At 26.5% G+C, this 15364-nt stretch carries 16 protein-coding genes and 1 other annotated feature; of the genes, 3 read left to right on the top strand and 13 right to left on the bottom strand.

Annotation, left to right across the window (positions count from 1 at the left end; translation table 11 throughout):
* Positions 1–30: 30 nt before the first annotated feature.
* A complete protein-coding gene (locus CSBG_RS17375) occupies positions 31–468 on the bottom strand; it encodes a cytochrome b5 domain-containing protein (protein ID WP_008681610.1) in 438 nt (145 codons plus the stop codon).
* 94 nt (positions 469–562) lie between these two features.
* Positions 563–862: a binding site (T-box leader), on the top strand.
* Positions 863–915: 53 nt separating this feature from the next.
* Between CSBG_RS17375 and asnS the strand changes: the two genes are divergently transcribed.
* Entirely contained in the window at positions 916–2310 is a 1395-nt protein-coding gene (asnS, locus tag CSBG_RS17370; protein ID WP_008681608.1) for an asparagine--tRNA ligase, read from the top strand.
* Positions 2311–2467: 157 nt separating this feature from the next.
* On the opposite strand, the gene CSBG_RS17365 is transcribed toward asnS, so the two are convergent.
* The 8 genes from CSBG_RS17365 to CSBG_RS17330 all read right to left on the bottom strand — a co-directional run bounded on the left by CSBG_RS17365 (position 2468) and on the right by CSBG_RS17330 (position 10230).
* Positions 2468–2908 carry a hypothetical protein gene (locus CSBG_RS17365; protein WP_008681606.1) on the bottom strand — a complete coding sequence of 147 codons (441 nt, stop codon included), beginning with the start codon at positions 2906–2908 and terminating at the stop codon, positions 2468–2470.
* Positions 2909–2938: 30 nt separating this feature from the next.
* Entirely contained in the window at positions 2939–3904 is a 966-nt protein-coding gene (locus tag CSBG_RS17360; protein ID WP_035286152.1) for a ParA family protein, read from the bottom strand.
* A gap of 77 nt (positions 3905–3981) precedes the next feature.
* Positions 3982–5145 (bottom strand): site-specific integrase, encoded by a 1164-nt coding sequence (locus tag CSBG_RS17355; RefSeq protein ID WP_008681603.1) that lies wholly within the window; start codon positions 5143–5145, stop codon positions 3982–3984.
* 62 nt (positions 5146–5207) lie between these two features.
* Positions 5208–5405 carry a helix-turn-helix domain-containing protein gene (locus CSBG_RS17350; protein WP_008681601.1) on the bottom strand — a complete coding sequence of 66 codons (198 nt, stop codon included), beginning with the start codon at positions 5403–5405 and terminating at the stop codon, positions 5208–5210.
* Positions 5406–5568: 163 nt separating this feature from the next.
* On the bottom strand, positions 5569–7173 hold the full coding sequence (locus CSBG_RS17345) for a phage/plasmid primase, P4 family (RefSeq protein ID WP_008681599.1): 1605 nt from the start codon (positions 7171–7173) through the stop codon (positions 5569–5571).
* A gap of 204 nt (positions 7174–7377) precedes the next feature.
* Entirely contained in the window at positions 7378–8763 is a 1386-nt protein-coding gene (locus CSBG_RS17340; RefSeq protein ID WP_008681597.1) for a hypothetical protein, read from the bottom strand.
* Positions 8764–8835: 72 nt separating this feature from the next.
* On the bottom strand, positions 8836–9357 hold the full coding sequence (locus CSBG_RS17335; RefSeq protein ID WP_008681595.1) for a zinc ribbon domain-containing protein: 522 nt from the start codon (positions 9355–9357) through the stop codon (positions 8836–8838).
* Positions 9358–9393: 36 nt separating this feature from the next.
* Positions 9394–10230, bottom strand: coding sequence for a hypothetical protein (locus CSBG_RS17330; RefSeq protein WP_008681593.1), 837 nt, complete (start codon positions 10228–10230; stop codon positions 9394–9396).
* A gap of 185 nt (positions 10231–10415) precedes the next feature.
* Between CSBG_RS17330 and CSBG_RS17325 the strand changes: the two genes are divergently transcribed.
* On the top strand, positions 10416–10751 hold the full coding sequence (locus CSBG_RS17325; protein ID WP_008681591.1) for a helix-turn-helix transcriptional regulator: 336 nt from the start codon (positions 10416–10418) through the stop codon (positions 10749–10751).
* 33 nt (positions 10752–10784) lie between these two features.
* On the opposite strand, the gene CSBG_RS17320 is transcribed toward CSBG_RS17325, so the two are convergent.
* From CSBG_RS17320 to CSBG_RS17305, 4 genes are all read right to left on the bottom strand, one after another.
* On the bottom strand, positions 10785–10964 hold the full coding sequence (locus tag CSBG_RS17320) for a hypothetical protein (protein WP_008681590.1): 180 nt from the start codon (positions 10962–10964) through the stop codon (positions 10785–10787).
* 147 nt (positions 10965–11111) lie between these two features.
* The gene (locus CSBG_RS17315; RefSeq protein ID WP_008681585.1) at positions 11112–11567 is read right to left on the bottom strand and encodes a JAB domain-containing protein; all 456 of its coding nucleotides are present in this window, start codon (positions 11565–11567) and stop codon (positions 11112–11114) included.
* Between the two features lie 184 nt (positions 11568–11751).
* Positions 11752–12969, bottom strand: a complete 1218-nt coding sequence (locus CSBG_RS17310) for a hypothetical protein (protein WP_008681583.1) — start codon at positions 12967–12969, stop codon at positions 11752–11754.
* Positions 12970–14271, bottom strand: coding sequence for a hypothetical protein (locus tag CSBG_RS17305; RefSeq protein ID WP_008681580.1), 1302 nt, complete (start codon positions 14269–14271; stop codon positions 12970–12972).
* A gap of 379 nt (positions 14272–14650) precedes the next feature.
* Between CSBG_RS17305 and CSBG_RS18885 the strand changes: the two genes are divergently transcribed.
* Positions 14651–15346 (top strand): CDGSH iron-sulfur domain-containing protein, encoded by a 696-nt coding sequence (locus CSBG_RS18885; RefSeq protein WP_008681578.1) that lies wholly within the window; start codon positions 14651–14653, stop codon positions 15344–15346.
* Positions 15347–15364: the final 18 nt, after the last annotated feature.

Below are 15364 nucleotides of genomic sequence, written 5' to 3'. Positions count from 1 at the left end.
GCTACGATTTAATATCGTAGCAATTTTTTATTACTCTTCCCAGGTACATTTTTCCTTATAATTCATTAAACCTACTACTCTTAATTTTGATAAAATACTTTTATTTCCATCATGACAACTTTTAAAAACCTTACTATAATCAGCCCCTGCCTTAATTCCAAAATGCTTGCCATCTTTCCATTGAGGTATATCACACATATCATATATAGTTCCATCTACTGCAATATATGCTGGCATTCCATTTTCTCCATTATATAAAGCTAATTCCGACTCAGTTAATTTAAGTAATTCACTATTTCTTTTTTTGTTATGAAAACTTACTTCTTCTAAATATGAATTAATTTGATTACAAACTCTCTCCATCACATTCAATATATTTTCTTTGTATTCCTTTGGATATGTTACTAACATACTTTTTAGCTGATTTAATTCAATAAATTTTTCTTCTAGAAACCCCTTATAACCCATATAATCCTCCATAAAATATTACCTAAAATTATCTTATGATTTAAAGTTGCAAATGTTAGTGAATTGGTGTAAAATCGTAATAAACATTATAAAATTTATTACTATGATGAGAAGAGTAGCTATATGGAAGTAGTCTTAGCGAGTAAGGAATGGTGTAAGCCTTATACGAAGCCTTTAGTGAAGAACATCTCTGAGTTTCTAACCGAACAAGTGAAAATAATCACCTTACTTATTCAAGGTGTAAATTAGACTAATTAAAACTTTAGTCTCACTTAAGTAGACTTAGACGGATTCAAACCGTTATTATTTGAATGACATTACTTGTGTCAGTAGAGTGGCTATTTATATGATAGCAATCTGGGTGGTACCGCGAAATTATCCTTTCGTCCCTATTTTAGGGATGAAAGGTTTTTTATTTTACAAAAAATTATAGTAGGAGGAACAATAATGGATAAAGTAATTTTAGTAAAATCACTTTACAGAAATCAAGATGAATATTTATCTGAAGAAATAAAAATTTCTGGTTGGATAAGAACTCTAAGAGCATCAAATGCTTTTGGATTTATTGAAGTAAATGACGGTACATTTTTTAAGAATGTTCAAGTAGTTTTTGATAATAAACTTGATAACTTTAAAGATGTATCAAAACTACCTATTAGTTCATCAATAACAGTAATAGGTACTTTAGTTGCTACTCCAGAAGCTAAGCAACCATTTGAAATTCAAGCTAAAGAAATAGTTATAGAAGGTTTATCACAATCAGACTATCCACTTCAAAAGAAAAGACATACTTTTGAATACCTTAGAACTATTGCTCATTTAAGACCAAGAAGTAATGCATTTTCAGCTGTATTTAGAGTACGTTCAGTAGCAGCTTATGCTATCCACAAATTCTTCCAAGAAAGAGGATTTGTTTACACTCATACTCCATTAATAACTGGAAGTGACTGTGAAGGTGCTGGAGAAATGTTTAGAGTAACTACTTTAGACCTACACAATGTTCCAAAAACTGAAGAAGGTGCAATAGACTTTAAGCAAGATTTCTTTGGTAAAGAAAGTAACCTTACAGTATCTGGTCAATTAAATGCTGAATGTTATGCTTTAGCATTTAGAAATGTTTATACTTTTGGACCTACTTTCAGAGCTGAAAATTCTAATACAGCAAGACATGCAGCTGAGTTCTGGATGATAGAGCCTGAAATAGCATTTGCTGATTTACAAGATGATATGGAATTAGCTGAAGATATGCTTAAATATGTTTTAGAATATGTTTTAGCTGAATGTCCAGAAGAAATGGCTTTCTTCAATCAATTTGTTGATAAGGGTATCCTAGACAGATTAAATCATGTTATGACATCTGACTTTGGAAAAGTAACTTATACCGAAGCAGTTGAAATATTAAAGAAAGCTGATAAGAAGTTTGAATACCCTGTTGAATGGGGAATAGATTTACAAACAGAACATGAAAGATATCTTACTGAAGAACACTTTAAGAAACCTGTATTTGTAACTGATTATCCAAAGGATATTAAAGCTTTCTATATGAGATTAAATGATGATGGAAAGACAGTTGCTGCAACAGATCTTTTAGTTCCAGGTATAGGAGAACTTATAGGTGGAAGCCAAAGAGAAGAAAGAATTGATATTCTAACTAAGAGAATGGCTGAACTTGGTCTTAATGAAGAAGATTACTGGTGGTATCTAGAGCTTAGAAAATATGGAGAAACTAAACACGCTGGATTTGGATTAGGCTTTGAAAGACTTATTATGTATATTACAGGTATGTCAAACATCAGAGACGTAATCCCATTCCCAAGAACTACAGGACAATCTGACTTCTAATATAAAAAACCTAGTAAACAGCTTGTTTACTAGGTTTGTTTATTTTATTTATTGTTATTTTATTAAAAATAACACAACCATAACACAACTAGGTAAAAAGTTATGCAAAATAAGTACATATTAACTATTAATCAAATAATATTAGTTATTTATTAACTTACATACCTTTTCTATCTATTGGTAAAATTCCATCTCCATTATGGCTATCATTATCAACAATACTACTTATTTTTTTATTTCTGTTAGACATATCCTTATTTAGATTATTAAAAGCGTAATAATTAGATATACTTTCAATAATAACTTCATTTTTTTGACCTCTTGAAATTTTTATTCCTATTTCATTTGCAATTGTTAATAAATCATTTTTTTTATATTCACTTAAATAAGTAATTATATCTTTTTTCTCCATATTTTCCATTACTTTAATCAATGTGTTTTTATCAAAATATTCATTTTTTATTAAACTATTACTTTTTTTCTTTAAAGTCTTATAAATATCATCTAATACTTCCTCTAATGTAAAATCATTTTCTTCATAAAGATTTAGTATTTTGGAAGCTTTATTTAATAAAGTTGCTAACCTCTTAATCTCCATATTTCCATCACCTCTTAGATATAGTTAAATCTATAACCTCGATATCATTTCTTTCGCTATGCTTATAATTTGTGTACTCTGTTTAGCTGCATTTTTATGTTCCTTCTCCAAATAAAATATTGGATATGCTAATGCAGATGTCCTTGCTATTCCATCTCCATTAGTAATATATGCCTCAAACATCTTATCACCTATAGAACTTTTTAACTCTGATAAAATATTATACTGAGATTGCTTTGGCTGTTCTCCATATTCTCTTACATTATTAGCTACAACCCCTAATAATTCAGTTGGTATATACTCACAATCAAATTTTTCAAATGACTCATTCAAACTTTCAACTGCATTTTTTATTGATAATATTCCATAAGATGATAGTCTATCTAAAATAGTAGGTATTATATAATAGTCACTTGCAAATAATGCGTTCTGTGTAATAAAGTTTAAATTTGGAGGACAATCAATTAAAACAAAATCATAATCATCTTTTACCATATCGATCATTCTTTTTATTATCGTAAACTTATATTCATTAGAAATCTTTGCTTTCTTATTTATAACTAGACTAGTTTCATTATATTCAACTTTGTCATCTCTGTCAAAATTCGCTATATACATATCAGTATATATTAAATTGGGATGTGATGTAATTAAATCAATATAATTATATATATATCCTGGAGTATATCTAACCTCCTTATTTAATATATAATTTTTTAAGTTAATACTTGGATTATCATTTTTTAAGAACTCTTTAAATATATCTATTATAGTATATATTTTATCATCATTTTTGAATACAATTCTTTCAAACTCATTAGCTTCTAAACATGATATAGATAAATTACATTGTGGATCTAAGTCTATTAGTAAAACCCTTGGAAGTTCTTTGTTAATTCTTTCTTCTTGTAATGCTGCTGCTAAATTATGTGTTAATGTTGTTTTTCCTACACCACCTTTCCAATTAATAATACTTATAACTTTACACTTTTCCATTCTACCAACCCCATTTCCTAATATAATATATTTTATCATATTTTGTTATATTATGAAATTTTTATAGAATTCAATTTTTAAAATAAATCATTTAACTTTTCTACTGCTGATATTTTTTCATTTCCAATTACATGAGTGTATATGTCTGCTGTTATTTTTATTGAAGAATGTCCTAATAACTTTTGGACTGTTTTTAATGGTACACCCTTTTCAAATAATCTTGTTGCATAGGTATGCCTAAGTGAATGAAATCTAGTATGAGGTATATTATTATCTTTTAATACCTTTAGATATGCCTTACTTAATGTATCTGGCAATATATATCTTCCTAAAGCATCAGTAAATACATAATTATTATCTGTATATATTTCTTTATAATTATCCTTATATTCATCTTGCTCTTTTCTATGATTTATTAATTCCTTCAATATATTTGATGGAATACCTACTTCCCTTATACTAGATCTAGTTTTAGGTGTTGTTTCCTCTAATAAAAATTTTCTTTTCCCTTCTATTTCTATATATGATCTACTAATTGATTTATTAACTTTTAAAGTGCATTCATCAAAATTAATATCATCCCATTTTAAAGCAACTAACTCCCCTATTCTAATGCCTGTCCCTAAAGCTAAAATAAACATTAATCTATATTTATGATCCTTTATAACATTCATAAATTTCTTTTGCTCCTCTAATGTAAATACTTTAAATTTATCATCATCTTTATTAATAACCTTAGGTGGTATAACATTATCACAGCAATTAATTCCTATATAATTAATTCTCTTAGCATATGATAAACTAGACTTTAATGCCTTATGAAGCATTTTTACTGTATATGGAGTTTTACCATTCTTAATTAAACTATTGTAGTAATTTTGTATTATAGGTGCTGTAAGATCTTTTAATTTAACTTGTCCTATATTACATCCCTTAATATAATTTCTATAGAAAACATTATATCTTTCTATAGTACTAGCCTTTAATTCATTAGCCTTAAATTGAAATAACCATATATTATACCACTCTTCTAAAGTTATCTTTTCATCTTTCGCTATAAGCCCTCTAGAACTTTTATCTCTATAATCATTCATTTTATCTAAAACTTCACGTTTTGTTTTTCCATAAAACTGTTTTCTAATTAATTTCCCCTCTGTATTTCTTCCTGTAGTTATTGAACCTCTCCACAATCCATTTCTATACTTGCTTATAGAACCTTCCCCATTAGATTTTTTAGCCATATTTATCATCCTCTTATATACTTTTATAGCTGGGTATTCCTAAGTAAGAATACCCTAATAATTTAAAAGCTATTTCCTATATTGTTATCTAACCATTCATCTACTCTTGACGCTATAATTAATATTTTTCTCCCCAATCTTATTTTCGGAAATCCTTCAGCATTTACAATTTCATATGCACTATTTATTCCTATTCCATACTCTTCAGCAAACTCTTTTACTCTCATAGTTTTTTTCTCTTCTTCTTTACCATAATTCATATTAACTCATTCCTTCCTATTAATAGTTAACTTTTGTTCCGTAAATAATAAAAGGTTCTAAAATTGTTCCATAACTATTTTCACTAAAATATGCTGAACATCGGGCGTTAAGCTATATAACACATTTGTGTTCCGATGTTCCATTATTATTAATTAAATTTGTCTACAAACATATACCAATATATCCTTGTCTAGTTTTATCTCCTATTCTAATCTTCTTATATTTAATACCATATTTCTTTATAATAAGATTATGCAAATACTTCATTCCATCTGAAATATTACTATCTATGCCCTCCTCTATACAGAATCTTTCTAATTCATCTTTTAAATCTGATTTAAACATATAGTTTTTATTTTCTATATCTATTCTAATTCTTTCTTTAAGGAATCTCTCTATATACGATTGTGAATCCCTATATTCTAATGAATACCTCGTTGATATTTCACATTCACTTAAGTTCCATTTGTTTTTTCTTACTTTTTCTAATCCCTCTAACGCCCAAACTAATACCAGATCAATTTCTCTTCTTAGTTGATTATTTAAATTCTTATCTTGTTTTTCAACAGGTATTATGTTATTAAATGGTATGATTATTGCTCTATTAAAAAATGCAGTATTATTTTTATAGTTCTTATTGTTTAATTCCGGTAAATTATTGGTGGCAAAAATCAGTTTACAATAATTAACAAAAGAAAATGGTTGCTTATATAATGGTCTGCATATAACCTTATCAGTATCATTTACTAACGACTTTATTGCTGATGTATCACCTAACTTAATATCACTTAGTTCGCTCCCTATGTTAACCATTTTATTAGCTAATTCTGCTATATACTTTTGGTCACTCAACTGGTTTAATTGTATATTAGATGTATTTTCTTCACCTACTAAAGTCATTAATAAATTTAAAAAAATTGACTTCCCATTTCCTCCATCGCCTATCAGAATATAAAATTGCCTCATTTGATTTGCATTACATAAGCAATATCCTGTAATCTCCTTAAGTCTTTGCTTTAACTCTTCATCTCCAAGAGTAATCTCATTTAAAAATTTATAGAATCGTGAGTTATAGAAATTATCATTATAATTTTGTATATTATATTCTGCATTTACTACGCTAAAAAACATATATTTATGATCGTGAGGTAATATTTTTTTACTTCTAATATCATACACACCCGATTTAGTATTAACTAAGTTTCTATGCCTTTTTATATCATTCATATTTTTTTGAATTTTATCACTAATTTTTATAAAATATATTATTGACTCTATATCAGATGAATTAAAATGTTTACAGTTTTCTAATGATATAAATTTATATACAAATACTCTTATCTCTTGATCTGAAAGCCTTTTATAATATCCTAAGTTTTCTAAATATAAATATATTTCTTCATTTATACATATAAATTTATTTTCATTTATTATCTTATTCGCTATATAAGTCACTACTACTCTTTTTCTTTTATTAAAATTTATTAAAAACTTGCTTTCTTTTTCTCTTTTTTTATTAGATGACTTGCTTACCAAATTTTCAAAAATATCCTCTTCATACTTTGTTTCTTTATTAAATAATTCTTCCTCTTCATATTCATTATCTAAATAGCATTCTTTTAAAAGTATTTCTTCATTATCTGAATAACATTCATTTATCCATCTTCCGTTTATTTCGCCCTTTACATCTCCAAATTTCACCATATCATTATTCTTCTTTTTTATTTTCATCGTATGCTTTTTTTCATTCTTATCTTTATTTTTCATTTTTAATTCTCCTTATACTATTTATAATATATTTACATGCAAATATCTTATAAACAGTATATTAAAGATTTTTATCCGTATCAATTTTATTAGAAAAATCTTTTTCTAATACCCCTTGCTAAAATTAATAGTTTATATATTAATTTAGTATTATTTTGCTACTTTTAAACAATATAAAAAGAAACATCACTTAGATGTTTCTTTTTACTCTTTAACATATTGAATAAATCCGCCTAAAATTAAATATAATATTCCACTATTTGAGGTAAATATTTTTTCAGCACTTATTTTTGAATTTACACCTTTAGCTTTCTCCTCATTTACATAGTCCAATACTCCTTCATTAGTTAAAAAACAATCACATAATTTCATCTTATAAAAAACTTCATCTGCAAGCTCGGTTAAAATATCTGTTTTGTCTAATGAATTATACCTATCTATGAATAACTTAATTCCTATTATATCATTTTTATTATTAACTACTTTAAACTTTCTTTTAGTAATAAGTGCTTCTATAACATCATCTATATTTGTGTACACAAATTTATTATAAGCTAGAATCTTATATACTATCTTTTCAACTTCATCATCTTCTTCGAAATATGAGTATTCAATTATCCTTCTTATTTCTTTTTTGCTTAATTCTATATCATCTATCATCAAGACTATACCTAAATATAAAACAAGCTTATAGTTTAATAGCATTTTATATTTACTTAAAGTCTCTAAAATAAGCAAATATCTATCACCTTTAAAATAATCTTCAAATAAATCATATCCTATACCGAAATATTGAATATAATCATCTAGTTTAATTTTATTATTCTTAAAGATATCTTCTGACGCCACTATAAACTTATATAACTCATTATAAAACGCAAATAAATCTAGTAATGAATAATCATCTCCATTATTCCTAATTATTCTCCTATTCAATTCATTTCCAAGCTTGGAGTACTTTCTTTTTTCACATAAAAGGAAAAAAGCTAATATATGAGGAGCTAATGTTAGATTATTGATAAGACTTCCATTATTTCTTATATAATTTCTAAATGAACACTCATTTCTCTCTTGAATTTCAATCATAGCAATCTCTTTCTTTATCTCATTTTTGGCAAATAATTCATCTAATTCTAAAAAAGGGATTATCATATGCTCTATAACTTTAGATCTTTTGTATTTTTCAAATTGCCCTTTTTTGGCTTTATTCTCTAAATTATTTTTTTTATTAATGAATATATTTTTACTTGCTTGATTCTGCCCTATAATAATTTTTGAGTTTATATAATCTATAAGCGTCACTTTATCTTCATTTACAGGATAAACACATTTATCTATATACTCACATATTTCTTTTGCTAAATTATATGTATCTCTTATTTTTTTATCTTCTATTTTTTTTAATAATACATCCTCAAGATATTTTTCTTCTTCATATCCTTTTATATATTCTAAATAAGTCTTTTTCATTACAAGCTTATTGAATTGTTCTTGTGTCTTGATAGTTTTATTTGTACCATTTTCATAGTTCTCATCCTCTTCATAGCTTGTATTATTTTCATGATATTTTTCATATTCTTCGCGATTCATAAATTCGTCTCCCCCTTCAATAAAATTATAATAAAAAAAGCATATTCATTAAACATGAATATGCTTTAAAAGTTAAATATTTATATATGTATTTACTTCATGAATAAATTCTTGAACAATAGGACTTTTTTCCGCTTGTATTTTTACTTCATTTCCATTTTTATCTTTAATAAATATTCTTTGTCCATATCCTGTAAATAAGCATACTGCTGATATTATAAAGGCTGGTGGTAATGCAATCCCTATCAATGCAAATACTATTGCATATATTAAATCAATTGTATCTATAGTGGCTTTAGTAGTTATCCCTTTTATATCAGTAATTATTAAAGAATTAGCTTTTCTTTTTCCTTTAAATAGTCCTAATATCTTTCTTTGTTCAGCTATATTAATTCTATTATTGTCAACAGTAATGTTTGTATCTATTACTGCAATATTAACTGCTCCTAATTGTTTTACTTTAGAGAATTTATACTCTTTCTTTATATTAGTATTAATATTTTCATAGATATTCTTTGAGTCTACTTTATTTCCACATCTTACACAAAAACTATCTTCTATACTTACTTCATTGCCACAACTCTTACAATACATATCTTATCTCCTTAATCTTTATATAATTCTTTAACATTACTGTGCACCCCATAATACTTTAGAGTCTAGTGATATTTCTTCACCATTTATATTTTTACCATCTACTGTAGGTGTGTAATATCTTAATATTCCTTTTTCGGCAAATACATATTTATCTAAATAGCTTCCATCATCTTTAGATTTTAATGCAAATACATATCCTCTTTTATCTTCTAGGTCTTTAAAATCCTTAGTTTCACCAGCTAATTCTGGTATATATTTATATCCATCATTTCCTAAATAAGATGATAAAGAACTATATCCTTCTGAATATGAATTATCTAGAATATATTCAGCATATATTAATGGCATAGTCATTTTTGTTTCTGCACCAAGAGCATTGCTCGCCGTAGATTCTTGAATATTTTCAACTTTACCTAAAACTGATATTTTATCACCTTTTAAAACATTATGAGGAACTATATCTGTATAGTAATATGTAAAGTAATACACATCACTTGTCTCATCATGCAAATAAACCTCTTTTGCACCATCTTTCTCAGATGTAACTACTTGTGCAACAGTTCCTTTTATAATTGTTTGGTTATCTATATAATCATTTGTATAGCGTAATAAATCATCATATGGAATATACTTATAATCATTCATCTTTTGTGCTAATTTAGATTTAAATACTCCAGGTTGAAGTTCTTCTAATTTCTTACTCATATTATCCTTCTTCTCTTCTTTTTTCACATTGTCTTCCCTTTTTATTTCTTGTTTTTCCTCTTGTTTTGTTTCATTTGTACTTGACTGTTCCTTTGCATTAGATCCGCATCCTACTAATAAGATAACTACGCCTAAAATACTTAAAATTACTTTTAATTTCTTCATAATTAAAAACTCCCCTTTTCTATTAATAATTGTAAAATAATATTTTTAATTTCATTATTTTCCTTTTATTCATATTTCCTATTAATTTTACAACCTTTTAATGCTATTAGTCAATATTCATAAAGCTATTAGCATGTTAACCAATCCTTAATTTCCAGTTAAAGTTATTATAAGGAGGAAATATTATGATTTATAAGTTATTAGGAAATAGAATAAGACAAGAACGTTTAAAACTTAATTTAACACAAGAGCAATTAGCTGAAAAAGTTGATCTTTCAACCTCATATATTGGTCAAATAGAACGTGGTGAACGTAATATTTCTTTAGATACACTAGTTGTAATATGTAAATCCCTTGGGGTTACTATTGATTACTTACTACAAGATTCTATAAATATAGAAGAGGATATTGTATATAACCAACTTTATCAGCTTATATCTAGCAGATCTCTTAATGAAAAAGTTATGGCTCTAGATATCCTTAAAGTTATGTTTTCACATATAGATAAAGGTGATGATTAATCTACTTAAATAATTAATCATCACCTTATCTTTTTAACTTCTTACAAATTCTATATTATTATATAAATTAATAACTGCTTTTCTTATAACTTCATCCATTTCTATATTTAATTCATTGCAAATTTTATTTAACTTTAAAATCAATTCTTCTTCTTCATTAAAATCTATTTCTATAATTAATCTTGATTTCATTAACTCACTATCTCTTTCCATATTTCCCTCCATAATAAAATAACTCCTAACTACAATTTATAATAGTTAGAAGTTATTTATTTTTTAAAATTTTATTTAATTCTAAAATAAATTCATATCTTAAATAATTACTTTTTAATATCTCTATTAATTTTACATTTCTTCTCATTATATTATTCCTTTCTCTTTTAAACTAGTATATTTATTTTCATCTCCTAAAATTATATGGTCAATTAATTCTATTCCTATAATTTTCCCAGCCTCTTTTATTCTTTCTGTTATATTTATATCCTCTTTTGATGGAGTAGTATCCCCTGATGGATGATTATGAAATAATATTATTGAAGCTGAATTACCTAATATAGCTAACTTAAAAACTTCTCTTGGGTGGACTATTGAGGAGTTTAATGAGCCAATTGAAACTATGTTTAAGTTAGTTGGCTCATTCTTAGTATTTAAACAACATAATAAAAGCTTTTCTCTATCACTGCCATCTAACATACTTCTTCCAATCTCCACAGCATCACTGGGAGAAGAAATTTTCCTTCTCCCATATAGTAAGCTACTTTCCTTTACAACTTTTAATGATACAATATCAACTCTCTTTGCATTATTTTTACACATATGAAATCATTCCTTTCTTTTCTATGAACCTTTAAATGATTTACCTATCGTCTAGGCATTCACATGTATAATATATATTCTATTTCGTCTATATTACGTTTATAAGTTTTTATTTAGATAAATAAAAAGTAGTATAGAATTTTATATCTATACTACCTTGAACACTATATATCCTATAATCTCTTTAATTAATTTTCATGTCTATTTGCGTAAATTCTTCTTTCATCCTCTTATCTTCTTTTAAATCTAATTCTTCATTAGTACTTAAAATAATTCCCTTATTATTTCCCCATAATAACTTTAAATCTATATTACATATATTTCTTGCTAGTGATAATATGTTTTTCGCTGCTTTCAACTTTCCTTCATAATTATCACTATTAAAAACTTTTTTAAAATCATCCATAGAAAATTCTTTATTCTTAACTGCAAATTCAAATAATATAAAATCTAAGACTTGTGGTAAATTTATATACCATTCTTGATTTTTTATTGCTCTTTCAACAATTCCTATTATTGTAGATGCATATGATGGTGGTGTAATTTGTCCAAAATCCACTAAATCTAGCTTAGAAATCATATTTCTCGGAATATTTTCTTTTATTATTTCATTTGCTACATTCTTAGCATAATTTAAAATAGTATTAATCCTAAAGGGCTCTATATCTCCATAAGTTAATTTAGTTAATATACGCTCTTTTCTTGCCTTTATTGGCAAACATATAGTATCAGAACAAATATTTAATATACTTAAGGAGATTATAATCATTGATTCACAACATATATATTTCCAAAACGAATATTCTTCTTCAAGATTATTCTCTTTAGATAATTTCAAATGCTTCCCAGCAACACTTAAAGTCTCCATAGCAACATTCACACTAACATATGGATCCTCATTCAAATATAATGCCTTTAATGCATTTGCTGATGCATAAAGATTTTTATTCTTTTTAATCGTATTATTAAATTTATCAAAAAACTCAACATAAAACGTATCATCAGCAATTCCAAATAAATTTGAATTTCCTGAGAAGTATTGATTTATTATGTCCCCTGTTAAAACTCTTACTCCTCCATCTTGAGCAAATTTACTAATTTCCCATGAAGCCTGAGGTAAAGATACGTAAGTTTGTTCTGCATTTACAAACTGCGAAAGCCCTTTTACCCAGAAAATTCTTTCATATGGCTTAGACTTTTGCTTGTTTTTACAATCACAAATTATTTTATGCATTTGAAACGGTTTTGTAAATACTATACCTAAAACATCAATATCAGTTGCATCTTGGTTCTTATTCCCATAATACAGAGGAATTGATCTTCTACTTAAATATCCTTCATTTTGGAATAGACCTGTTATAATATATTCCAATTTTGGTCCCTTCCCTAATTGATTCGCCATTTACAACCTTCCTCCTGTTCTTACAGACATTAGCATTTTTTCTCTCATACTTGTAACTGCATTTGTTGAATTAGCCTCTATCTGTTTTTTTCTTACTTCTGGTATTATACATGAATCTGCCTGCATACTAAATGTTTTATCCCAACTAGAATCAATATCTGAAACAACCTTATTATGTATTACCATTTGTTTAACAATATCTCCAACTTCTTTCTGCCTTAATTTCATATAAAACATACCATTATCTGCGGGCATTGTAGATATAACTCCATCAAGTTCAAGCAATTGATAATCTTGTCCTATAGCTGTACATGGTCCAACCCAGTTTCCAGCTGTTAACTTATTAATTATGTTTACCATCATATCATCAGTTCTTATCTTGCCTCTACCATTTACAGATCTTAACTGTCCAAACCTTAAACAGCCAAGTAATATTTTTGCCTTATGAAAAACATCAGTTGATAAATTGAAATCACCCACGCCCTGTCCTTTTATCTGTGGGGTAGTATAGAATGTTGCTTCTCCAAATTTAGATTTGACAGTCACTCCATCCAATAATCCAACGCCTTCCATCATCCTTACTATTGACTCATCAATTTCTTTATTTTTAATAAACAAATCTGATAAATATCCCTGGGAAGCGCCTACTGTATTTAAAACCTGTTCCACAGTGTCTTTTTGAGTACTTTTTAGATTATTTATAGCTTTCTTTATCTTTATAGCATCTCCTGTAAAAGCATACTCATTATAATAAATTGACTCATCATCAATCTTATCAGACTTTACTAATCCAAATGTTTGTTGTAATTCTAATACTTCTTTTACTATGCCTTCATCTATTCCCTTGCATGTTATTTCTTCAATAAGCTCACTTTCTGTAAGTGGGAATTCATATGTAGATTGTAAAGATAATATATTTCCGACTTCACCCTCATCAGGCTCTAATTTATCAAACAAATCACAAGTTGTATTAATAGCCTGCTCCATAGAAAAACAATAAACTTCTAATTCACTTACTCTTCCTAAATTATCTTCTTTATAATCAGCCATTCCTGCACTTTTTAACATTTTAGAATATGTTACTATTTCTGCCGGTGATATCCCAGATTGTCTTGCAAATACCCTTAATTTTTTTCTATCAACAATTTCCTGATTACCAGAAACTAACCTTCCTAATAGAATACCAGCTTTTCCTGATTGTTCAGTTGCTTCAAAACTATTCAATTCTAATGCTGTTTGCTTAGTGCTTAATAAATGTTTAGTAGAATTAATTATCCATGTACCTTTTGTTATTTTATCCATATTGCCACCTCATTATTCAATATATATACTAGAATAGCATATTTTGTAATATAACTTCAAATACATTTAAATATTCTTTAATATTATAATATTTATAACTTATGAATAACACAACTGTAACACAATAAACCTTATAATTAATAAAAAAATATAATATACTATAAGATATAAATCCCCATAAACATAGAAAAATACAGTCTTATAAAAGACTACATTTTCATATAAAATATTAACATATGAACTACAGGACAATCTGAATTTTAGTAAAAAACTCCTAGTAAATATTATATTTACTAGGAGTTTTCATATATAAAATTATAGAAGTTTTATTAAAATTATCACTTTATATACGAAATTATAAATATAAAGGAGGTTACCAATGAATTATTATGAAAATACTGAAGAAAATTTAACTCTTATTTGTTCAGAATGTAAATTTTATGAGACTAAAGATTGTATTAAATCAAAATGTAACATAGGATTTGCTTTAAATGCTATAAAAGCTTCAAATCCAAATTCTATTCAAATTATTGCTGATGGACAAAAATTAATACCAAAGAACGATACTAAATTATACAATAAAAATCTTATAGCTAAAGGTATTGCGAGTGTTTGTAAGATATGTAAAGAATGTAATAAAGGACATGATGATAACTGTACTATTTCTTTAGCTAGAAAGTCTTTAGAACATACTTATTTAAGTGATGATGTTGATTTTCCTGGAAGTGTTTTGATGTATTTATTTAATGTATCTAAACAAGATCAGGACCTTGCTGATAAAATAAAATCTGAGTATGATTCAATAGTTAAACAACCTAAAGAAGAGGTTGTTATGGACAAGTCTTCCGTAGCTAAAAAACACCCTATATTAGTTGATTTAAAAGAAAATCAAACTTACTTTTGGTGTACATGTGGAAAAAGTTCTAACTTACCATTTTGTAACGGTGCTCATGTTGGAACTAATTTTTCACCTTTAACTTTTACTTCTAAAAAGACTGAAAAAGCTCATTTATGTGCTTGTAATCATACTAAAAATGCACCATTTTGTGATGGATCTCATTTAAAACTAGTTTAAAATAATTTATAAAGGAAG

Source organism: Clostridium sp. 7_2_43FAA, assembly GCF_000158375.2.
GTDB lineage: Bacteria > Bacillota > Clostridia > Clostridiales > Clostridiaceae > Clostridium > Clostridium tertium.
The sequence above is the reverse complement of the archived record's forward strand: the minus strand, read 5'-3'. Positions and strand labels throughout refer to the sequence as shown.

What these genes read in the sequence shown, in the direction of transcription:
- CSBG_RS17375 (WP_008681610.1), bottom strand. Translation starts at nt 468, where the DNA reads ATGGGTTATAAGGGGTTTCTAGAAGAAAAATTTATTGAATTAAATCAG.
- asnS (WP_008681608.1), top strand. Translation starts at nt 916, where the DNA reads ATGGATAAAGTAATTTTAGTAAAATCACTTTACAGAAATCAAGATGAA.
- CSBG_RS17365 (WP_008681606.1), bottom strand. Translation starts at nt 2,908, where the DNA reads ATGGAGATTAAGAGGTTAGCAACTTTATTAAATAAAGCTTCCAAAATA.
- CSBG_RS17360 (WP_035286152.1), bottom strand. Translation starts at nt 3,904, where the DNA reads ATGGAAAAGTGTAAAGTTATAAGTATTATTAATTGGAAAGGTGGTGTA.
- CSBG_RS17355 (WP_008681603.1), bottom strand. Translation starts at nt 5,145, where the DNA reads ATGGCTAAAAAATCTAATGGGGAAGGTTCTATAAGCAAGTATAGAAAT.
- CSBG_RS17350 (WP_008681601.1), bottom strand. Translation starts at nt 5,405, where the DNA reads ATGAATTATGGTAAAGAAGAAGAGAAAAAAACTATGAGAGTAAAAGAG.
- CSBG_RS17345 (WP_008681599.1), bottom strand. Translation starts at nt 7,173, where the DNA reads ATGAAAAATAAAGATAAGAATGAAAAAAAGCATACGATGAAAATAAAA.
- CSBG_RS17340 (WP_008681597.1), bottom strand. Translation starts at nt 8,763, where the DNA reads ATGAATCGCGAAGAATATGAAAAATATCATGAAAATAATACAAGCTAT.
- CSBG_RS17335 (WP_008681595.1), bottom strand. Translation starts at nt 9,357, where the DNA reads ATGTATTGTAAGAGTTGTGGCAATGAAGTAAGTATAGAAGATAGTTTT.
- CSBG_RS17330 (WP_008681593.1), bottom strand. Translation starts at nt 10,230, where the DNA reads ATGAAGAAATTAAAAGTAATTTTAAGTATTTTAGGCGTAGTTATCTTA.
- CSBG_RS17325 (WP_008681591.1), top strand. Translation starts at nt 10,416, where the DNA reads ATGATTTATAAGTTATTAGGAAATAGAATAAGACAAGAACGTTTAAAA.
- CSBG_RS17320 (WP_008681590.1), bottom strand. Translation starts at nt 10,964, where the DNA reads ATGGAAAGAGATAGTGAGTTAATGAAATCAAGATTAATTATAGAAATA.
- CSBG_RS17315 (WP_008681585.1), bottom strand. Translation starts at nt 11,567, where the DNA reads ATGTGTAAAAATAATGCAAAGAGAGTTGATATTGTATCATTAAAAGTT.
- CSBG_RS17310 (WP_008681583.1), bottom strand. Translation starts at nt 12,969, where the DNA reads ATGGCGAATCAATTAGGGAAGGGACCAAAATTGGAATATATTATAACA.
- CSBG_RS17305 (WP_008681580.1), bottom strand. Translation starts at nt 14,271, where the DNA reads ATGGATAAAATAACAAAAGGTACATGGATAATTAATTCTACTAAACAT.
- CSBG_RS18885 (WP_008681578.1), top strand. Translation starts at nt 14,651, where the DNA reads ATGAATTATTATGAAAATACTGAAGAAAATTTAACTCTTATTTGTTCA.